Below are 19,227 nucleotides of genomic sequence, written 5' to 3'. Positions count from 1 at the left end.
ACCGAATATTTTCCAGTAGCCTTCGAGCCCGTTGATCAGCCGCAGCACCGAGGAGGGGCCGTGACCCAGACCCAACCGGTTGAGACCATCCCTCAACCCCGTCACGCCCCGGTCGCCGCACCGACCGCCGGGCAGCCATACGAATACCACCGCCGCCCCCTTGTCGAACCCGACTGGACCCGCTTCCCCGGCTGGCGCCACGTCACCCGCGACCAGTGGGAATCCGCCCAGTGGCAGCGCGTCAACTGCGTCAAGAACACCAAGCAGCTCCGCGCCGTCTTCGGCGACCTGATCGACGAGACCTTCTACGCCGACCTCGAGGCCGACCAGAAGGCCCTGGCCACCATGTCCATGCTGGTGCCACCACAAATGATCAACACGATGGTGCCGTTCGCGCCCCTCACCACCGAGGCGCTGCTCGCCGACCCCATCCGCCGCTACATGATCCCGGTCGCCTCCGACCGCCGCACCGACTGGCCCTCACACCCCTACGCCAGCCGCGACAGCCTCCACGAACACGACATGTGGGTCGCCGAGGGCCTCACCCACCGCTACCCCACCAAGGTCCTCGCCGAACTGCTCTCCACCTGCCCCCAGTACTGCGGCCACTGCACCCGCATGGACCTGGTCGGCAACTCCACCCCCGCCGTCGACAAGCTCAAGCTCACCCTCAAGCCCGTCGACCGCTACGACGCCCACATCACCTACCTCAAGGCCCACCCCGGCGTCCGCGACGTCGTCGTCTCCGGCGGTGACGTGGCCAACGTGCCCTGGCGCAACCTCGAGTCGTACCTCATGCGCCTGCTGGAACTGGAGACGGTCCGCGACATCCGGCTCGCCACCAAGGCCCTCATGGGCCTGCCCCAGCACTGGCTCCAGCCCGACGTCGTCGAAGGCCTCGAACGCGTCGCCCGCACCGCCGCCCGCCGAGGCGTCAACCTCGCCATCCACACCCACGTCAACCACGCCCAGTCGCTCACCCCACTGGTCGCCAAGGCCGCCCAGACCGCCCTCGACGTCGGCGTCCGCGACGTCCGCAACCAGGGCGTCCTCATGCGCGGCGTCAACGCCACCACCCCCGAGCTGCTCGACCTCTGCTTCGCGCTCCAGGGAGAGGCCGGGATCCTGCCGTACTACTTCTACATGTGCGACATGATCCCCAACGCCGAACACTGGCGCGTCCCGGTCTGGCACGCCCAGCAACTCCAGCACGACATCATGGGCTACCTGCCCGGGTACGCCACCCCCCGCATCGTCTGCGACGTCCCCTTCGTCGGTAAGCGCTGGGTACACATGCTCACCGACTACGACCGCGACCGCGGCATCTCCTACTGGACCAAGAACTACCGCACCTCCATCGAGTCCGCCGACACGGAGGCGCTCAACAAGCGCTACGCCTACTACGACCCGATCGACACCCTGCCCGCCGACGGCCAGCAGTGGTGGAACGACCACCGCGACGACTGACCCACCGACGACGACGCCCCCGGGAGATCTCCCGGGGGCGTCGTCGTCTTTCCGTCACCGACAGCCCAGGCCCCGGGCGTATCCCGGCCGCAACGTCCCGGCCGCGATCTCGTCGGCGTACTCCCAGAACACCTCCGGCCAGTCACCGGCCCTGTCCATGTCCCGCAACACCCGCCACCCGTGACTGCTGCGCAACGCGTCAACCGCCCGCCGCACCCCGGCCTCATCCCCGGCCGCGCGCGCCCGCTGCCACTCCGCGATCCACCCACAACCGACCCGCGACGTCACGGCGGTACCGAACTGGTAGGGGTCGTTGACACCGACATCGGCCAGCGTCTCGACGTCGAACCCCGGCGGGAGCGGCACGTCGGCGAGCACCTCCACCGCCCGCGCCCGCACCCGGTCAGGGACGACGATCTCCGGCGGAAGCGCACCCAACCACGTACGAGCGTCCACGCGGACGACCGCCGCGAGGACCCCGTTCAACTCCTTGCGGGACCAGTTGTCCCCGGTACGCATCTCGACGTAGACGCCGTCGCGGGGACGAAGTATCACCGCGAAGTCCCTGGCGGAATACCGGAACAGATCCCCCGGCCAGCCATCGACCTCCACCGCCTCAGGCCGACCGACGTCAAGCCGGTCGGCGTTACGGACCGCGTAGATGTCAGCCGGATACCAGTTCATCTCCAGCTCGCGATCGCCTCGCCGGAATGCGATGGTGCCGGACTCCTGGGCGAACCCGTACACGGTTGTCGCCCTCCAGCCAGGCTGGTTGATCAGCAACCGCGGATTCTTCTCCGCCGCCCGCATCGCCACCGGCGAGTAGACCACCGGAGCGCCAGCGGACGCTTCGGGAACCGCCTCACCGACCTCCTCGGGCTCGCGCACCAGAATGGACACGGAGAAGACGCCGGCGAGCACCGCGGCCGCCGTCGCCAGAGCGGCGAAACGACGCACACCGCGCCCCGCCCCCGGCCGCCGTGGCGCCGACTCCACGAACCGGTGCAGCGTCGACTCCGACATGATCTCCTCCAAAAGGGCCTGCTTCACCCCGCCAAGGCCCTCGATGACATCGAGCCGCGCGGGGTCGACGTCACGAACCAACCGGTCCAGCTGCTCCTCGGTCACCTCTCCTCCTTCCGGGTCGCTGCGGTCAACACGTCCAGTACATGTCCGGGCGGCCCGGAGCCGTCACCCACGACCTCCCGCAACCGGGCACGCGCCCGCGACAACCGGGTCCGGACCACAGCGGGACTGACCCCCAGCACCGCGGCCACCTCACGCGGCTGCAGTCCCTCCCAGACGGTGAGCATCAGCACCTCCCGGTCCAGCTCACCCAGACCCGCCAACGCCGCCCGCACAGCGAGCCGCTCGGGCACCTCACTGCCCGGATCGGCGACCGTGGCCACGATCTGCCGGCGCAACCGCTCCCCCAGCCGCTGCCGACGCACCCCACCGCGATGGTGGTTGGCCAACACCAGCCGGGCCACCCCGTACAGCCACAGACGGGCCTCGGCATCGGCCGGCATGTCATGCCGACGACGCCAGGCCACCAGGAAGGTCTCCGCGACGACGTCCGCCGCGTCCTCCGGATGCGTCACCCTGCGCAGCGCGAACGCCAACAGCGGCTCGAAGTCCTCAAGGTAGGCGCGCCGGAAGCGGTCCTCGTAGTACTCAATGCCGGAGCTCACGTCCACTCCATGTCCGGCGCGACCCCGACCGTGACAGGCCGCGCGAAACTCAGGCGGCGGCCAGCACCTCGGACAGCCGCGCCGGCACCAGCCCTCGCTCGCGCAACCCGGCCAGGATGCGCGGGAGCGCCTCGTCGGTCATCGCGGCGTTCGCCTCGGTCACATGCATGACCACCACCGACCCGGGGCGGGCGTGGTCCACCACGGCCCGCACCAGCGGCTTCCACGCCGTCGCGAAGGGATCGCCGCTGACCACGTCCCCGTCGACCACCGTCACGCCGAGCGGCGCCAGGGCGTCCAGCGCCGCCGCGTCGTGGCACAGCCCCGGAAACCGGAAGTAGCGCGTCTGTCGACCCCCGTACGGTTCGAGCACCTCGAACGTCTTCGCCACGTCGTCGCGCAACTCGCCGACCGGCTGCGCGGGCAGGTCGTAGCAGTCCCGGGTGAACGCCGCGTGCCCATAGGTGTGATTGGCCAACTCGAAGCGCGGGTTGGCGGCGATCCGCCGGGTCACCTCGGGGTACCGCTGCACCCACTTGCCGGTCAGGAAGAACGTCGCCGGCACCTGCTCCCGCTCCAGCAGGTCGAGGATGCGTAGGTTCGCGTACGACCGCACCCGCCCGGTGCGCAGGTTGGCGAGCATCGCGTCGGTCATGTCCGCGTCGAACGTCAACGCGACCTTGTTGCCGACCCGCGGCCCGTGATCGACCACCGGCGCCCTGGTCCCGATCGGCGTCGCACCCGCAACGGTGCCGCCCGGCGCTGGCGACGGCACACCGACCGATGGTGTGGCGGGCGGCGGGGACGCGGACGGGGTCGACGAGGCGGACGAGCCGACGAAGACCGGCTGGTCCGCTGGCGGAACCCGGGACGCCGTACAGCCGCCGCCCCCGAGCACGGCCACCACCACCAGGACGCCGAGGGCCGGGCGAAGCCGAGCGCGGATCACGCCGCAGATCATCGCAGACGTGAGGGCGTCTCACCGCCCCGCGCGTGCCGCCGTGGGAGCCCACAGCCGGCGGAGCGGACGCGCGTGGAAGGTGTCGCTCCGCCGGGCGATATACCTCAGCGGTATGAATATGACTCCCTGGTATACGGCCGGACAGCGACCGTGCCAGCCGGAAGGCCACCGAACGTGACGGCTCCGCCGGCGGCGGAGGCCACACGGGACGAGGGTCAGGCCGTGCCGCCACGCGGGGCGTACATGATGACCGCGACCCCGAGCAGGCACAGGCCCGCGCCGGCGAGGTCCCAGCGGTCCGGGCGGAAGCCGTCCACCACCATCGCCCAGCCCAACGAGCCAGCCACGAACACCCCGCCGTACGCGGCCAGGATCCGGCCGAAGTTCGCGTCCGGCTGGAACGTGGCGACGAAGCCGTAACAGCCCAGCGCGACCACACCGGCCGCGATCCACCACAGGCCCCGCTGCTCACGCCAGCCCTGCCACACCAGCCAGGCGCCGCCGATCTCGGCCAGCGCCGCCAGCGCGAACAACACCAGGGAACGCAGCACGGTCACCCCGCGACCCTAGTCGCCGCACGACGACGGGTCCCCGGGAGGCGGTGCCTCCCGGGGACCCGTGGAACCGCTCAGGTCACTTCGTGAAGGAGTCCTTCACGTTGCGGCCGGCGTCCTTGACGTTCTCACCGGCCTGCTTGGCGCGCGCGTCGCTCTGCTGGCTGGCGCCCTCGCCACGCATCCGCTCGTTGTCGGTCATGTCGCCGACGCGCTCCCTCGCGGCGCCGGCCATCTGCTCAACCTTCTTCTTTGCCTTCTCGGTGAAGCTCATCGCGCCTCCTCGGTCTGGCGTTTGTCCCGGCTCGCTTGCCCGCTCTCCGGGTGCTGAAACCGGCGGTGCCGGTTGGCACACCCGGTAAGGCATCCTAGGAAGATAGGTTGTGGGGTGGCGGCGGAAAGCGATGGACGCCGCGACGGACGAGCTTGTAGCTTGCAGTCGAACGTGACACGGCCCGAGGAGGTGAGACCCATGAACGCTGTCGATCTGGGTGCTCCCCTCCCCGTCACGGGCGGGCGACCGACGTAGGTGTCGCCGGGAGCGCCACGCCAAGCGGCACTCCCCGAAGGGCAACACCTGTGCGACCTCAGCCATTCACCGCCGCGTCGTCGTCCAACGACGCACCTGAACGACACTCCGGCGCCGAGCGCGCTCCCCACCTCGACGTGATCATCGCCGGCTGCGGGCCGACCGGTGCGATGCTGGCCGCCGAACTACGACTGCACGATGTACGGGTTCTGGTTTTGGAGAAGCAGGACGAGCCCACGTCGTTCGTGCGCATAGTCGGTCTGCACATCCGCAGCCTCGAACTGATGGCGATGCGCGGACTCCTGGATCGCATCCTCCCGCACGGCAGGCGGCGTCCGGCCGGCGGTTTCTTCGCCGCCATCCCCAAGCCCGCGCCGACGAACCTGGACTCCGCGTACGCCTATCTGCTGGGCATCCCGCAGCCGGTCATCGAGCACCTGCTCGCGGAGCACGCGATCGAACTGGGCGCGCAGATCCGGCGCGGTTGCGCGGTCACCGGTCTCCAGCAGGACGACGACTGTGTGACTGTCGAGCTGGCCGACGGGGCACAGCTGCGCACGCGCTACCTCGTCGGCTGTGACGGCGGGCGCAGCACGGTACGCAAACTGCTCGGTGTCGGATTTCCCGGCGAGCCCACCCGGAACGAGACCCTGATGGGCGAGATGTCGGTCGGTCTTACGCCGGAGGAGATCGCCACCACGGTGGCCGGGATCCGCGGAAACCACCACCGATTCTGGCTCCGGCCCGCGGGCCGGGGGATGTACAGCGTCCTCGTGCCCGCCGCGGGGGTCAGCGACCGCGCGAAGCCGGTCACCCTCGACGATTTCCGGCAACAGTTACGCGCCGTCGCCGGAACCGATTTCGGCGTGCACTCCCCGCGCTGGATGTCCCGCTTCGGCGACGCCACCCGGCTCGCCGAACGGTATCGGGTCGGGCGGGTGCTACTGGCCGGCGACGCGGCACACATCCATCCCCCCATCGGCGGCCAGGGCCTCAACCTGGGCGTCCAGGACGCGTTCAACCTGGGCTGGAAGCTGGCCGCCCAGATCCGCGGTTGGGCGCCCGAACCCCTGCTGGACACCTACCAGGCAGAACGCCGCCCGGTCGCCGAGGAGGTGCTGGACAACACCCGCGCCCAGACGGAGCTGCTGTCCACCACGCCGGGCGCGCAGGCCGTACGCAGGCTGCTCACCAGGTTGATGGACTTCGACGAGGTGAACCGCCACCTGATCGAGAAGATCACCGCGGTCGACATCCGGTACGACCTCGGCGCGGGCCACGACCTGATCGGCCGCCGCCTGCGCGACGTCGCGGTGCGACAGGGTCACCTCTACGGGCTGCTGCACCGCGGCCGTGGCCTGCTGCTGGACCGCACCGGACGGCTGACCGTCGGCGGCTGGTCGGACCGCGTCGACCACCTCGCCGATCCGAGCGCGGCACTGGATGTTCCGTGCGTCCTGCTCCGCCCGGACGGTCACGTCGCCTGGGTCGGCGAGGATCAGCAGGACCTGAACGACCACCTCGCGCGCTGGTTCGGCACACCGGGCGACTGATCCGCACCCGCGCCGTCGGGCGTGCGGCGCCGTCCACGCCACAACCGCCGGGTGCCGGCCCGGCGGCGGTGGTTAACTGACCGGATGGGAGAGCTCCTGCTGATCCGGCACGGCGAGACCACCTGGAGTGCCAGCCGACGGCACACCTCGTACACCGACCTGGAGCTGACCCCCGACGGCGAGCGGCAGGCCCGCACCCTCGCGGCGTTCCTGGCCGGGCGGCGGTTCGTGACCGTGCTGGCCAGCCCCCGCGCCCGGGCCCTGCGCACCGCGCAGCTCGCCGGGCTCACCGTCGACACCGTCGACGAGGACCTCAGCGAGTGGAACTACGGCGAGTACGAGGGCCGCACCACCGTCGACATCCACGAGAACCAGCCGCACTGGAACATCTGGACCGACGGCTGCCCCGGCGGCGAGTCACCCGCGCAGGTCGGCGAACGCCTCGACCGGGTGCTGACCCGGGTCACCCCGCTGCTGGACCGGGGCACCGTGGCGCTCGTCGGCCACGCGCACAGCCTGCGGGTGCTCGGCGCCCGCTGGATCGGCATGCCCCCGTCGGCCGGTGGACGGCTACGCCTGGACACCGCAACGGTCAGCGTGCTCGGTCACGAGCACGACCGCCGGGTCATCCTGCGGTGGAACCAGCCGGCTCCTCCGGCACCCGGGACCGCGACCGACTCGGCGGCCCGGCACTGATCTTCGGCGGCCGGTTCTCGTACGGAGTGGACAGCACCACGGTCGTACGGGTGGTCACGTTCGCCGACGTGCGGATCTCCTGGAGCACCCGCTCCAGGTCCGCCGGGCTGGCCACCCGCACCAGCAGCAGGTAGAAGTCCTCCCCCGCCACCGAGTAGCACGAGTCGATCTCGGGCAGGTGCGCGAGCCGCTCCGGGGCGTCGTCCGGCTGCGACGGGTCGAAGGGCCGGATCGCCACGAACGCGGTCAGCGGCAGATCCAGCGCCTCGAACGACACCCGGGCGGCGTACCCCTTGATCACCCCGCGCTGCTCCAGCCGGCGCACCCGCTGGTGCACCGCGGACACCGACAGGCCCACCTTCTCGGCCAGATCCGTGTACGACAGGCGGCCGTCAGCGGTCAACGCTGCGACGATGGCGCGGTCGATCTCCTCCACGGCGAGCAACCTACCGGGAAATCGCCGCGACGGCGACGACGAACGCGACCGCGGAACCGCCGTCTCAGCCCTTGGCGAGCGCCCGGGAGATCACCAGCCGCTGGATCTGGTTGGTGCCCTCCACGATCTGGAGCACCTTCGCCTCGCGCATGTACCGCTCCACCGGGTGGTCACTCACGTAACCGGCGCCACCGAGCACCTGCACCGCGTCGGTGGTCACCCGCATCGCCATGTCGGTGGCGAAGAGCTTGGCCTTGGCCGCCTCGATCGAGTACGGCCGGCCGGCGTCGCGCAGCCGGGCCGCCGCGAGGGTCAGCGCGCGGGCCGCGGAGATCTGGGTGGCCGCGTCGGCGAGCAGGAAACCGAGCCCCTGGAAGTCGATGATGGACCTGCCGAACTGCTGGCGCTCCCGGCCGTACGAGACCGCGTAGTCAAGGGCCGCCTGGGCCAGCCCGACCGCGCACGCCGCGATGCCCAACCGGCCGGAGTCCAGCGCCGACATCGCGATGGTGAAGCCCACGCCCTCTCCGCCGATCAGCCGCTCGGCCGGCACCCGCGCCGAGTCGAACGCGATCTGCGCCACCGGCGAGGACCGCAGCCCCATGGTCCGCTCCGCCGCCTGCGGGGTGATGCCGGCGGTGCCGGCGTCGGCGAGCAGGCAGGAGATCCCCTTCGGGCCGGACGCGCCGGTGCGGCAGAAGATGTTGTAGAAGTCGGCCACCCGGGCGTGGGTGATCCACGCCTTGGTGCCGGAGACGACGTACGAGTCGCCGTCGCGCACGGCCCGGGTGCTCAACGCCGCCGCGTCCGAGCCACCCTGCGGCTCGGAGAGGCAGTACGCCCCGAGCAGCTCGCCGCCGAGCATGTCCGGCAGCATTTTGCGCTGCTCGTCGCTGCCGAACGCGGCCACCGGGTAGCAGGACAGGGTGTGCACGCTGACCGCCTCGGCGACCGCGAGCCACCGGCTGGCCAGGATCTCCAGCACCTGGAGGTACACCTCGTACGGCTGGGCCGCACCGCCGTACTCCTCGGGGTAGGGCAGGCCGAGCAGGCCGGCCCGGCCGAGGGTACGCAGCACCTCGCGGGGGAACTCGGCGCGTTCCTCGAAGCCGGCGGCCTTCGGGGCGAGTTCGCGGTCGGCGAGCTCGGTGGCGAGGTCCAGCAGGTCGTGGGCCTCGTCGCTGGGGAGGATCCGGTCGACAGTCATAGCGCGATGAGCTCCGTGGGGGTGGTGTTGAGCCGTTGCACGCCGTCCGTTGTGCAGACGACGATGTCCTCGATGCGGGCGCCGTGCCGGCCCGCCAGGTAGATGCCCGGCTCGATGGAGAACGCCATCCCGGCCTCGATCGGTCGGTCGTTGCCGGCCACCAGGTAGGGCTCCTCGTGCCCGTCGAGGCCGATGCCGTGGCCGGTGCGGTGCAGGAACGCCGGGCCGTGGCCGGCGGCGGCGATCGGCTCGCGGGCGGCGGCGTCGGCCTGCTCTCCGGTGATGCCGGGCCGCACCGCCGCCACGGCGGCGCGTTGCGCGTCGCGCAGCACCTCGTAGTAGTCGAGGAAGTCGGCCGGGGCCGGGGCGCCCGCGACGTAGGTGCGGGTGCAGTCCGAGCGGTAGCCCGACGCCATGGTGCCGCCGATGTCCACCACCACCGGTTCGCCGACGCCGATCGGCCGGTCCGAGGTGCCGTGGTGCGGGCTGGCCCCGTTCGGCCCGGCGGCCACGATCACGAAGTCGACGCTGACATGGCCGGCGGCGCGGATCGCGCCGGCGATGTCGGCGGCCACCTCGGCCTCGGTCCGCCCCGGGCGCAGCCACTCCCCCATCCGCAGGTGCACCTCGTCGATGGCCGCGCCGGCGTCGGCGAGGGCCGCGATCTCCGCCGGTGACTTACGGATCCGCAGCTCGCGCAGGACCTCGCCGGCGAGCCGCTGCGTGGCGCCGGGCAGCGCCGCGCGCAGGGCGAGGACCTGCTCGGCCCACATCCGGTCGGCGAGCCCGACCGCCGCCGGCGGGCCGTCGAGGGCGGCGACGACCAGGGGGTACGGGTCGGCGCCGTCGGGGTGGTCGACGATCCGCACTCCGGTGGTCGAGCCGGCCTCGGCGGCGGGGCGTTCCAGTCTCGGCACGATGAGTGTGGGCTCACCGTCGGCGGGCAGCACGAGGCAGGTCAGCCTCTCGCCGGCGTGGGCGTCGTACCCGGTCAGGTAGCGCAGGTCGGAGCCGGGGGTGAGCAGCAGGGCGTCCAGACCGGCGGCGGCCGTGGCGCGCTGCGCGGCGATCAGCCGATCGGGCGGGTACAGCTCGTCGATTCCCACCCCCTCAGCTTAACGGTCGTTTGGGCGTTGCTCGAATGCGGACAACCGGAACGAAGGAAATCCACAAACTTTGATTGACGCCGACAGTTAACACTCTTTAAGATTTGGCTGCCTCGAGGCCCACCCGTTCCTGCCGCCGTACCTCCCGTCCGCGACAACCCTGCGCGGACGGGCGTCGTCCCCCGCCCACGGGAAGGCCCCCGATGTCCTCACCACTGCGCCGCGCCCTCGCCGCCGGCCTGCTCGCGCTGGCCACCGCCGGCACCACCCTCACCCTCGCCCCAACCGCCGCGCAGGCCGTCGTGCTGCCGAACAACTTCAAGAGCGTCGGCTACATGCCCTCGTGGGCCGGCGACGTCAACACCATCCAGTACAACAAGCTGACCCACATCAACTACGCGTTCGTGCTGCCCAACAACGACGGCAGCCTGCGCGCGGTGGAGAACCCGAGCAAACTCTCCTCGCTGGTCTCGCGGGCGCACACCAACAACGTCAAGGTGTCGATCGCCGTCGGCGGCTGGAACGACGGCAACGACTCGGCGTTCGAGGCTCTCGCCGCCAACTCCGGCAGCCGGACGACCTTCGTCAACAACCTGGTCAACTTCGTCAACCAGTACAACCTCGACGGTGTCGACATGGACTGGGAGTACCCCGACCCGGGTGCCTCGGCCAACAACTACACGGCGCTCATGACGCAGCTCGGCAGCGCGATGCACAGTCGCGGCAAGCTCCTCACCGCCGCCGTGGTCAGCGAGGGCTACTACCTCGACGGCGTGCAGACGGCCGTGTTCAACCAGGTCGACTGGCTCAACATCATGGCGTACGACGGCGGCAGCCCGCACTCGAACTACGACTGGTCGATCAACAGCATCAACCTGTGGAAGGCCCGCGGCCTGCCGGCCAGCAAGGCCGTGCTCGGCATCCCGTTCTACAGCCGCCCCGGCTACTTCACGTACTCGGCCCTGGTCGCGCTGGACCCGGCGAACGCCAACCGGGACTGCACCACCGCCGGCGGCGCGCAGCAGTGCTACAACGGCGTCCCGACGGTCAAGCGCAAGACGCAGTGGGCCCTGGCCAACGCCGGCGGCGTAATGAACTGGGAGCTGTCGCAGGACACCACCGGCTCGACCTCCCTGGTCAGCGCCATGTACGACACCATCATGGGCGGCACCACCCCGCCGCCGAGCGGTCGTACCGGCCGGATCACCGGCATCGGCGGCAAGTGCGTCGACGTGGCGTCGGCCAGCAGCGCCAACGGCACCGCCATCCAGCTCTGGACCTGTAACGGCACCACCGCGCAGACCTGGACGGTGGCCGGCGACAGCACGCTGCGCGCCCTCGGCAAGTGCGCCGACGTCGCCAGCGGCTCCACCGCGAACGGCGCCAAGGTCCAGCTCTGGGACTGCAACGGCAGCGGCGCGCAGGTGTGGCAGGCGCAGTCCAACGGCACCCTGCGCAATCCGCAGTCGAACAAGTGCCTCGACGCCTCGGACAACAGCTCCGCCGACGGCACGCGGCTGCAGATCTGGGACTGCTTCGCCGGCGCCAACCAGCGCTGGACGCTCCCGGCCTGACGGTTCGGTCGCGACGGTCCCCGGTCGACGCCCCGCGTCAGCCGGGGACCCTCGTGTGCTCGCGGACCAGGGTGAGCATCTCCTGCACCGAGCCGGCCGGGTCGGTGACCGGGAACTGCACGGCTCGCACCACCGCCTGCGGGTCGACCAGCAGCGTCAGCCGCTTGAACCGGGTCATCCCACCGGTGTGGAAGACGGGCAGCAGCAGCCCGGCGGCCAGCCGGCCGTCCTGGTCGGACAACAGCGGAAACGGCAGCCCGGCGTACGCGGAGAAGTCGGCGAGCTGGTCCGGCCGCTGTGTGCTGATCCCGTACACCCGTACCCCGGCGGCCTGGAAGTCCGGGTGCCTCTTCGCGTAGGTGGTCGATTCGAGGGTGCAGCCCCGCGCGCCGGGAATCTCCGACCAGGCCGGCGGATAGCCCTGTGTTCCCGGCGCGTACGCCCCGGGGAAGAGGTAGAGCACGCTCCACGCGCCCGTCGCTGCCACCGCCACCGGCTGCCCGTCGGGGCCCGGCAGCACGACATCGGGCAGCCGCCGCCCGACCAGGTCGTGTGCCCGGCGCGCCTCGGCGGAGCCGGCGTCGGCCGTCGCGGTCAACTCTCCGTCACTCATCAGGTGCCTCGTCCCCCAGTCCTGGAGGGCGATCAGCACCGGCAGGAGCCCTTCGCCCTTCGCGGTGAGCAGGTAGTCGTAGCGCGGCGGGTGGCGAGAGTACGGCCGGCGCTGCAACACACCGTGCTCGACCAGCGCGCCGAGGCGCTCGGTCAGCGCCCGTCGACTGACGCCCAGCTCGCGTTGCAGCGCGTCGAAGCGGGTCGTCCCGCCGGCGACGTCGCGCACGATGAGGAACGTCCACCAGTCCCCCAGTACGCCGAGCGCCTGCGCGATGCCGCAGTCCGCATCGGCGAGGTCCTCTCGCCGCACCCACCACCTCCGTTGCTCGGGCTCCGACTATAGTCCGTTCCAGTTTGGAACGCACCAGCCTGGCGAACGGGGGACGGCGACATGCACGTCGACGAACGGGCCGGGGTGTTCTGGCGCTGGTGGACCGCCGGCACGACCAGCATGGTCGGGTCGGCGGTCGGCGCGGTCGCCCTGCCGCTGACCGCGCTCACCGTCCTCGACGCCTCCCCGTTCCAGTTGGGCGTGATCGCCGCGGCCAGCTACGTCGCCTGGATCGTGATCGGGCTGCCGGCCGGCGTCATCGTGCAGCGCCTGCCGCTGCGCGGCGCCCAGGTGGGCGCCGACCTGTCCCGTGCGGTCGCCGTCGCGTCCATCCCACTCACCTGGTGGTGGGGCCACCTCACCGTCGCCCACCTGGTGGTCACCGCGCTCGTGGTCAGCTTCGCCAACGTTCTCTTCGACGTGGCCAACTCGACCTTCCTGCCCAGCATCGTCGAACGCGAGCAGTTGCAGTCCCGCAACAGCCTCACCTCGGCCACCCACGCCGCCACCCTGCTCAGCGGCCCGTCCCTCGGTGGACTCGCCGTGCAGGCACTCGGCGCGGTGCCCACCCTGCTGGTGGACTCGGCCAGTTACCTCGTCTCGGCGGCCCTGCTGCGCACCCTGCCCGCCACCCGCGTCGACGCGCCGGACCGGTGGCCCCCGATCGGTGAGCTGATCCGTGCGGGCTGGCGCTACGTCGCGCACCACCCGGTGATGGGGCCGAGCATGTGGGCCGCGACGGCGATGAACTTCGTCTGCGGCGCGCAGTTCGCGCTGCACCCGCTCTACCTGGTCCGCGAGCTGCACGCCCCGATCGGCCTGGTCGGTGTCCTGCTCGCCGTCGAGGGGGTCGGCGCGCTGGTCGGGGCGGCGCTCACCACCCGGATCACCACCCGCGTCGGCACCGCCCGCGCCCTGGTCGCCGCCGGATTCACCAGCGTCGTCGGCGCGTTCCTCATCCCCTGGGGCACCGGGTGGCCGGCGTACGCCGCCTTCGCCGCCGGCAGCGTCGTCTTCTCCCTCGGGACGGTGGTGCTGAGCGTGACCACCCGGACCTACCGGCAGATCGCCAGCCCACCCGACCTGCTCTCCCGGGTGATGGCGACCGTGCGGTTCGTGTCCTGGGGAGCGATCCCGGTGGGAGGGCTGGTCGCCGGCGCGCTGGCCGGGCCGCTGGGCGCCCGCGCCACCCTGTTCGTCTTCGCAGCGACACTGGTCTGCGCGCCGCTGGTGCTGCTACTCTCCCCCGTCCGGCACCTGCGCGACCTCACCGACCACGACGAGCCGAGCCGCCCCGCTTCGTCGACGGTCGTTGTCGGGGGCCGGTGACCGGGCGGCGGATCAGACGCCGCCCGCGATCCGGCGCACCCGCGCCGCGTCGGTGAGGACGTCGACGCTGTACACGTACTGGTCGACCGCGCCGACCAGCGGCCGGGCACGCAGCGCCGGGTCGGTCACCGCGGCACTCAGCGCGGCGGCGATCCGCTCGGCGTGCAGCACCAGGAACGGTCGGCTGTGGAACGGCCGCGCCCGGGCGCGCACCGGCGCCGCGAGACGGGTCTCGTCGGTCCAGCGGGCCACCGTCTCCAGGGCCTCGGCCAGCCCCGCCTGGCGCCGCGCCCAGTCGTCCGGGCCGAGCGCGGCGGCCAGCGCCACGACCACCGGCTCGGCATCGTCCAGCCCGCCGAAGACGGTACCGAGCCACTTGTCGTACGGCGGCCACCGGCGGTGCAGCAGCAGACCGAGCCGCATGAGATCCCGCGCCAGCCCTGCGGTCACCACCCGGCTGCCCAACTCGTCACCGACCTCGGCACACCGGCCGGGCAGGTGCTCCGCCTGGGCGATCCGCGTCCAGGCGGAGGCGAGCACGTGACGCCACACGTCCGTCGGATACCAGCTGACCGCCGTACGCCGGCCCGTCAGCGCGCCACCGAGACCGTCGTGGAAGACCGCGCCGCCGGTCACCTCCGCCAGCCGCTGCGTCGGGGTGGCGAGCCAGTCCGCCGTGGTGACCCCGGCGGCCGGGTCGAAGCCGAGCCGGTCGCGCCACCAGCCGGTCAGTTCGACGACGTCGACGCCGTGCCGGCTGCCCACCGGGTCGGGGACGCCCAGTCGCCCGTCCCCGCCGACGAAGCGGGTCGGCCAGCCGAGGAACTCCACCGGCAGATCGGCGTCGAGCGCGGCGCGCACCGCGGGGACCCGGGCCACCTCGGTGGCCGGGACGAACAGTTGCAGACGCGGCCCCCAGTCGTGGTCGGTGGACCGCACGGTGTCCAGGCCGAGCAGCTCCGAGCCGCCGTCGAGCAGTCCGGCCGCGTACGGCAGATCGGGACACCGGCGGCGCAGGATCGGCGCGACCACCTCGTCGTGGTAGCGCCGGGCCACCGTCAGACCGGGAAGAAACGCCATACCGGCAGTCTGCGCCGCACGGCGAGCAGCCCGCACGGTCGTTTTCCGGCCCGGCGCGTCCCTGGCGGCCCTAGCCTGGGATCGGGGTCCCGCGCGGGCGACCCCGGCCGGGAGGACCGACGTGGCAGGGAACGAGGCGGACCGGACGGCGACACGGCATCGCCGACAACTGTGGGCCGGGGTGCTGGCGCTCGTCGGCCTGGTCCTGCTGATCATCGGTCTCACCCTGGCCGACGGGGTCGCGGCCTGGGTCGAGGTGGTGGTCGCGATCCTGCTGCTGGTGGCGAGTTACGTGGTCCAGCACCTGGCCCGGCGGGAGACCGTCTACCGGCACGACGACCAGCGCTGACAGCACCGGGCGGCCGGGGGTACCCCGGATCGTCGGAGGGCTGTGCCAGGCTGTTCGGCGTGGCACACCGACCCCCGATCCTGCTGATCGATGCAGCGAGCCTCTACTTCCGGGCCTACTTCGGCATTCCGGAGTCCGCCGCCAAGGCCGAGGACGGCACCCCCGTCAACGCGGTGCGCGGTTTCCTCGACATGCTCGCCACCCTGATCCGCGTGCGGGGCGCCGACCGGATGGTCTGCGCCCTCGACTACGACTGGCGCCCGGCGTGGCGGGTCGACCTGCTGCCGTCGTACAAGGCGCACCGGGTGGCCCCGCAGGGCGGCGAGGTCGTACCGGACACGCTCTCCCCGCAGGTGCCGATGATCCTGGAGGTGCTGGAGGCCGTCGGCATCACGTCCGTCGGCGCGACCGGCTACGAGGCGGACGACGTGCTCGGCACGCTGTCGGTGACCCAGCCCGGCCCGATCGAGGTGGTCTCCGGCGACCGGGACCTGTTCCAGCTCGTCGACGACGCCCGGGGCGTCCGGTTGCTCTACGTGGGGCGCGGGGTGGCCAAGTTGGACGACTGCGACGACGCCGCCGTGCGGTCGCGCTACGGCGTGCCGGCCGACCGGTACGCGGACTTCGCCGCGCTGCGCGGCGACCCCAGCGACGGGCTGCCCGGAGTCGCCGGCGTCGGTGAGAAGACCGCCGCCCGGCTCATCGAGCGGTACGGCAGCATCGCCGGCATCCTGGCCGCGCTCGACGACTCCGACTCGTCCTTCGCACCGGGCCTGCGCACCAAGCTGGCCGCGGCCCGCGACTACCTGGCCGTCGCGCCGACTGTGGTCCGGGTCGCCCTGGACGTGCCACTGCCGGAGCTGCCCACCGCGCTGCCGACCGCGCCGGTCGACCCGGACCGGCTGCTCGACCTGGCCGGCCGGTGCAACCTGGCCGGGTCGACCCGGCGCCTGGTGGACGCCCTCGCCGCCCGCGTCGACGCCTGAGCCCGGGCCCCGCGGGCGCGCGTCGCCGGGGTTCCTGCGGGCGCGCGTCGCCGGGGCTTCGCAGGGCGCGGCGTCCCCGTCCGGGCGCGCGGCTCAGACGCGCAGCGCCACCGCGAGTTCGTTGACCGTCCCCATCGCGTACCGCTGCATCCCCGGGCCGAAGGTGATCCGGGTGGCGCCCAGCCGCCCCAGCTCCGCCACGGACTCCCGCGACGGGCCGGCGGCCATGTTGAGCGGGCCTTCGATGCCGTCGAGGAGCACCGGCAGCACCTCGGTCGGCGCCCGGAGCGGGTAGACGCAGTCGGCGCCGGCGGCCACGTACAGCCGGGCCCGCGCCACCGCGTCGGCTGGGTCGCCCGTCCCGAACAGGAACGTGTCGACGCGCGCGTTGACGAACAGCGCGTCGCCCGCCGCCGCCCGCACCTCGGCCAGCCAGTCCGCGTGCCGCTGCGGGTCCTTGAGGGTGCCGTCGCCCTCGGAGTCCTCCAGGTTGCAGCCGACGGCGCCGGTGTCGAGGATCCGCCCGACCAGTTCGTCGGGGGCGAGACCGTAGCCGCCCTCGACGTCGGCGGACACCGGCACGGCAACGGCCCGGACGATCCGGGTCACCGCGGCGAACATCTCCTCGGGTGGCGTGGAACCGTCCTCGTACCCCAGGGAGGCGGCGATCCCCGCGCTCGGCGTGGCGAGGGCGGGGAATCCGGAGTCGGCGAAGACCCGAGCGCTGGCCGCGTCCCACGGCCCCGGCAGGACGAGCGGGTCGCCGGCGGCGCGGCCGTGGTGCAGGGATCGGAAGGTGGCGGCTTTCGTGGTCACTCGTACCCCTATTTCATCTTCCGCGTCGACCGGGCCACGATGTCCTCGTACTCCGGATGTTTGGTCAGCCACTCGGCGAGGAACGGGCAGATGGGCACGACCGTCCGGCCCTTGGCCCGCGCGTCGTCCATCACCGCGCGGGCGAGGGTCGAGCCGACGCCCCTGCCCTCGAACGCGGGGTCCACCTCGGTGTGGGTGTAGGCGATGATGCCGCCGGTCAACTGGTAGGTCACGATGCCGGCGAGCGCGCCCGCCTCGTCGCGCGCCTCGAAGCGTTCCCGCGCTGGCGCGTCTGTCACGGTGAACTGCACCGGATCATCCAATCACAGGGTGCGCACGCATCCTCGTGACCGTAACGGGAATCGCAGAGCCGCCGGAGGACCGTGGGAGGAGACCCGCCGTGACGGACCTGACGACGGACGGCGGTTTCGCCGTCGTGGAGATGTTCACCTCGCAGGGGTGTTCGAGCTGCCCTCCGGCGGAGGAACTGTTGAGCGAGATCGACGGTGACGCCCGGAGGCGGGCACAGCCGGTCTTCGCCCTCGGTTTCCACGTGGACTACTGGGACGACCTGGGCTGGCCGGACCCGTTCGCGGACGCCGCGTACACCGCGCGGCAGGAGTCGTACGCGCGGGCCTTCGGCTCCGGACGCCTCTACACCCCGCAGATGATCGTCAACGGCACCGACGAGTTCGTCGGGTCGGACCGGCGGCGTGCCGCCCAGGCGATCGCGTCCGCCCTGGCGGCGACGCCCACCACGCCGGTAGCCCTGTCGGTGCGGGAGTTCGACGGCGAACGCCGGGTGGTGGTGGACGTCCGGGCGGAGGAGCACCCGCAGCACGCGGTGGTGAACGTGGCGGTCGTGGAGCGCGGCCTGAACAGCGAGGTCACCCGGGGTGAGAACGCCGGGCGGACCCTGCGGCAGGACAACGTGGTCCGCGCCTTCACGTCGGTGACCCTGGACGGCGGGCAGGCCCGGGTGCAGGTGCGGGCGCCGCGGACCGTGGATCCCCGGCGGGCCGGCGTGATCGCGTACGTGCAGCACGAGGGCAACCGGGCCGTCGTCGGTGCCACGGCCGCCGACCTGCCGGCCGAGGGGCGATGACGGGTACGACACGCGCCGGGCCGGTGCGGAGGACCGGTGGCGGTCCTCCGCACCGACGCCCGTGATCAGCTGGCGGTGCAGGTGGGGGTCAGGCCGGCTCCGCTACCGTTGCCCTGGAAGCCGAACTCGGTGCCCTGGCCCGCTCCGAGCCGACCGTTGTAGTCCACATTGGTGAACCGCACGGTGCCGGTGGAGCCACTGGCCGACGCACTCCAGGTGTTGGTGACACTCGCGCCGCCCGCGAGCGTCACGCTGACGGTCCAGCCGTTCGTGCCGGACGAGCCGGCGGTCACCTTCACGGTGGCCACGAACCCGCCGGTCCACGAGTTCAGTGACACCGACGCCGTGCAACCACCGCCCGGCGGAGGCGTGGTGGGCGGAGGCGTGGTCGGCGGCGGAGTGGTGGGCGGAGGCGTCGTGGGCGGAGGCGTGGTGCCGCCGGCGTTGAGGGCGTTCAGGACGCTCGTGTACGCGGCCTTCTTGTTGCCCCCGCACTCGAACAGCAGCGCGTTGTCCGAGCCGCGCCACGAGTCGCAGTCGCGCACGCCCCACACGGTGATGCCGGTGCAGCGGGAGACGTTCATGCAGGCGCGGGTGACCGAGGCGAAGATGTTGGCCTGGTTGGAGCCGGTCATCACGTCCAACTCGGTGATCTGCACATCCACACCCAGATCAGCGAACCGCTGCAGATTGGCCTGATAGTCACCGGCCAACGTCGTACCCAGATGCGACTGGAACCCCACACAATCGATCGGCACACCACGGGACCTGAAGTCCCGCACCATGTTGTAGATCCCCGTCGACTTCGCGTTCACCCCATCGGTGTTGTAGTCGTTGTAACA

Annotated in this window: 21 protein-coding genes; 8 read left to right on the top strand and 13 right to left on the bottom strand. The window is 71.9% G+C overall.

Annotated features, from left to right (window positions below):
- Positions 1-60 precede the first annotated feature (60 nt).
- Positions 61-1,467: a lysine 2,3-aminomutase gene (locus ABZS77_RS21495; protein ID WP_354825465.1), complete on the top strand. Its 1,407-nt coding sequence runs from the start codon at positions 61-63 to the stop codon at positions 1,465-1,467.
- Positions 1,468-1,521: 54 nt separating this feature from the next.
- On the opposite strand, the gene ABZS77_RS21490 is transcribed toward ABZS77_RS21495, so the two are convergent.
- From ABZS77_RS21490 to ABZS77_RS21470, 5 genes are all read right to left on the bottom strand, one after another.
- Positions 1,522-2,595, bottom strand: a complete 1,074-nt coding sequence (locus ABZS77_RS21490; RefSeq protein ID WP_354825462.1) for a hypothetical protein — start codon at positions 2,593-2,595, stop codon at positions 1,522-1,524.
- Complete coding sequence (locus tag ABZS77_RS21485) at positions 2,592-3,158, bottom strand: RNA polymerase sigma factor (protein WP_354825459.1); 567 nt, start codon at positions 3,156-3,158, stop codon at positions 2,592-2,594. The genes ABZS77_RS21490 and ABZS77_RS21485 overlap by 4 nt, the downstream gene beginning before the upstream one ends.
- A 49-nt stretch (positions 3,159-3,207) precedes the next feature.
- On the bottom strand, positions 3,208-4,107 hold the full coding sequence (locus ABZS77_RS21480) for a polysaccharide deacetylase family protein (RefSeq protein WP_354825456.1): 900 nt from the start codon (positions 4,105-4,107) through the stop codon (positions 3,208-3,210).
- A 227-nt stretch (positions 4,108-4,334) separates the two neighbouring features.
- Positions 4,335-4,676: a YnfA family protein gene (locus ABZS77_RS21475; RefSeq protein WP_354825453.1), complete on the bottom strand. Its 342-nt coding sequence runs from the start codon at positions 4,674-4,676 to the stop codon at positions 4,335-4,337.
- Positions 4,677-4,752: 76 nt separating this feature from the next.
- Positions 4,753-4,947, bottom strand: a complete 195-nt coding sequence (locus ABZS77_RS21470; protein WP_354825450.1) for a CsbD family protein — start codon at positions 4,945-4,947, stop codon at positions 4,753-4,755.
- Between the two features lie 392 nt (positions 4,948-5,339).
- Between ABZS77_RS21470 and rox the strand changes: the two genes are divergently transcribed.
- Together rox and ABZS77_RS21460 are read left to right on the top strand one after the other, a co-directional pair.
- Positions 5,340-6,755: a rifampin monooxygenase gene (rox, locus tag ABZS77_RS21465; RefSeq protein WP_354825759.1), complete on the top strand. Its 1,416-nt coding sequence runs from the start codon at positions 5,340-5,342 to the stop codon at positions 6,753-6,755.
- An 84-nt stretch (positions 6,756-6,839) separates the two neighbouring features.
- Positions 6,840-7,451, top strand: a complete 612-nt coding sequence (locus tag ABZS77_RS21460) for a histidine phosphatase family protein (RefSeq protein WP_354825448.1) — start codon at positions 6,840-6,842, stop codon at positions 7,449-7,451.
- Here ABZS77_RS21460 and ABZS77_RS21455 read toward each other — a convergent pair.
- The 3 genes from ABZS77_RS21455 to ABZS77_RS21445 all read right to left on the bottom strand — a co-directional run bounded on the left by ABZS77_RS21455 (position 7,381) and on the right by ABZS77_RS21445 (position 10,200).
- A complete protein-coding gene (locus tag ABZS77_RS21455) occupies positions 7,381-7,887 on the bottom strand; it encodes an Lrp/AsnC family transcriptional regulator (protein ID WP_354825445.1) in 507 nt (168 codons plus the stop codon). The two genes, ABZS77_RS21460 and ABZS77_RS21455, sit on opposite strands and share 71 nt — an antisense overlap.
- Before the next feature lie 64 nt (positions 7,888-7,951).
- Positions 7,952-9,094: an acyl-CoA dehydrogenase family protein gene (locus ABZS77_RS21450; RefSeq protein WP_354825443.1), complete on the bottom strand. Its 1,143-nt coding sequence runs from the start codon at positions 9,092-9,094 to the stop codon at positions 7,952-7,954.
- Complete coding sequence (locus tag ABZS77_RS21445) at positions 9,091-10,200, bottom strand: Xaa-Pro peptidase family protein (RefSeq protein ID WP_354825439.1); 1,110 nt, start codon at positions 10,198-10,200, stop codon at positions 9,091-9,093. The genes ABZS77_RS21450 and ABZS77_RS21445 overlap by 4 nt, the downstream gene beginning before the upstream one ends.
- A gap of 203 nt (positions 10,201-10,403) precedes the next feature.
- On the opposite strand from ABZS77_RS21445, the gene ABZS77_RS21440 reads away from it, so the two are divergent.
- Positions 10,404-11,774 carry a glycosyl hydrolase family 18 protein gene (locus ABZS77_RS21440; RefSeq protein WP_354825436.1) on the top strand — a complete coding sequence of 457 codons (1,371 nt, stop codon included), beginning with the start codon at positions 10,404-10,406 and terminating at the stop codon, positions 11,772-11,774.
- A 37-nt stretch (positions 11,775-11,811) separates the two neighbouring features.
- Here ABZS77_RS21440 and ABZS77_RS21435 read toward each other — a convergent pair whose 3' ends face one another.
- Complete coding sequence (locus tag ABZS77_RS21435; RefSeq protein WP_354825434.1) at positions 11,812-12,699, bottom strand: winged helix-turn-helix transcriptional regulator; 888 nt, start codon at positions 12,697-12,699, stop codon at positions 11,812-11,814.
- 81 nt (positions 12,700-12,780) lie between these two features.
- Between ABZS77_RS21435 and ABZS77_RS21430 the strand changes: the two genes are divergently transcribed.
- Positions 12,781-14,049, top strand: a complete 1,269-nt coding sequence (locus tag ABZS77_RS21430; protein WP_354825431.1) for an MFS transporter — start codon at positions 12,781-12,783, stop codon at positions 14,047-14,049.
- Positions 14,050-14,061: 12 nt separating this feature from the next.
- Here ABZS77_RS21430 and ABZS77_RS21425 read toward each other — a convergent pair whose 3' ends face one another.
- On the bottom strand, positions 14,062-15,129 hold the full coding sequence (locus ABZS77_RS21425) for a DUF4037 domain-containing protein (RefSeq protein ID WP_354825428.1): 1,068 nt from the start codon (positions 15,127-15,129) through the stop codon (positions 14,062-14,064).
- A gap of 121 nt (positions 15,130-15,250) precedes the next feature.
- Between ABZS77_RS21425 and ABZS77_RS21420 the strand changes: the two genes are divergently transcribed.
- Positions 15,251-15,478, top strand: a complete 228-nt coding sequence (locus ABZS77_RS21420; RefSeq protein ID WP_354825425.1) for a hypothetical protein — start codon at positions 15,251-15,253, stop codon at positions 15,476-15,478.
- Positions 15,479-15,537: 59 nt separating this feature from the next.
- Positions 15,538-16,464 (top strand): 5'-3' exonuclease, encoded by a 927-nt coding sequence (locus ABZS77_RS21415; RefSeq protein ID WP_354825422.1) that lies wholly within the window; start codon positions 15,538-15,540, stop codon positions 16,462-16,464.
- A 93-nt stretch (positions 16,465-16,557) separates the two neighbouring features.
- On the opposite strand, the gene ABZS77_RS21410 is transcribed toward ABZS77_RS21415, so the two are convergent.
- Together ABZS77_RS21410 and ABZS77_RS21405 are read right to left on the bottom strand one after the other, a co-directional pair.
- Complete coding sequence (locus ABZS77_RS21410; protein ID WP_354825419.1) at positions 16,558-17,280, bottom strand: isocitrate lyase/phosphoenolpyruvate mutase family protein; 723 nt, start codon at positions 17,278-17,280, stop codon at positions 16,558-16,560.
- An 8-nt stretch (positions 17,281-17,288) separates the two neighbouring features.
- Positions 17,289-17,579: a GNAT family N-acetyltransferase gene (locus tag ABZS77_RS21405; protein ID WP_354825416.1), complete on the bottom strand. Its 291-nt coding sequence runs from the start codon at positions 17,577-17,579 to the stop codon at positions 17,289-17,291.
- A gap of 101 nt (positions 17,580-17,680) precedes the next feature.
- On the opposite strand from ABZS77_RS21405, the gene ABZS77_RS21400 reads away from it, so the two are divergent.
- Complete coding sequence (locus ABZS77_RS21400) at positions 17,681-18,385, top strand: DUF1223 domain-containing protein (RefSeq protein WP_354825413.1); 705 nt, start codon at positions 17,681-17,683, stop codon at positions 18,383-18,385.
- Between the two features lie 65 nt (positions 18,386-18,450).
- On the opposite strand, the gene ABZS77_RS21395 is transcribed toward ABZS77_RS21400, so the two are convergent.
- Positions 18,451-19,227, bottom strand: a 777-nt coding sequence (locus tag ABZS77_RS21395; RefSeq protein WP_354825410.1) for an endo-1,4-beta-xylanase, incomplete at its 5' end; no start/stop codon positions are given.

The organism is Micromonospora sp. NPDC005298 (assembly GCF_040607375.1).
In the GTDB taxonomy this organism is placed as follows: Bacteria; Actinomycetota; Actinomycetes; order Mycobacteriales; family Micromonosporaceae; genus Micromonospora.
The sequence above is the reverse complement of the archived record's forward strand: the minus strand, read 5'-3'. Positions and strand labels throughout refer to the sequence as shown.

Coding starts and splice junctions, on each gene's coding strand:
- ABZS77_RS21470 (WP_354825450.1), bottom strand. CDS start 4,947: ATGAGCTTCACCGAGAAGGCAAAGAAGAAGGTTGAGCAGATGGCCGGC.
- ABZS77_RS21450 (WP_354825443.1), bottom strand. CDS start 9,094: ATGACTGTCGACCGGATCCTCCCCAGCGACGAGGCCCACGACCTGCTG.
- ABZS77_RS21425 (WP_354825428.1), bottom strand. CDS start 15,129: ATGGCGTTTCTTCCCGGTCTGACGGTGGCCCGGCGCTACCACGACGAG.
- ABZS77_RS21460 (WP_354825448.1), top strand. CDS start 6,840: ATGGGAGAGCTCCTGCTGATCCGGCACGGCGAGACCACCTGGAGTGCC.
- ABZS77_RS21430 (WP_354825431.1), top strand. CDS start 12,781: ATGCACGTCGACGAACGGGCCGGGGTGTTCTGGCGCTGGTGGACCGCC.
- ABZS77_RS21440 (WP_354825436.1), top strand. CDS start 10,404: ATGTCCTCACCACTGCGCCGCGCCCTCGCCGCCGGCCTGCTCGCGCTG.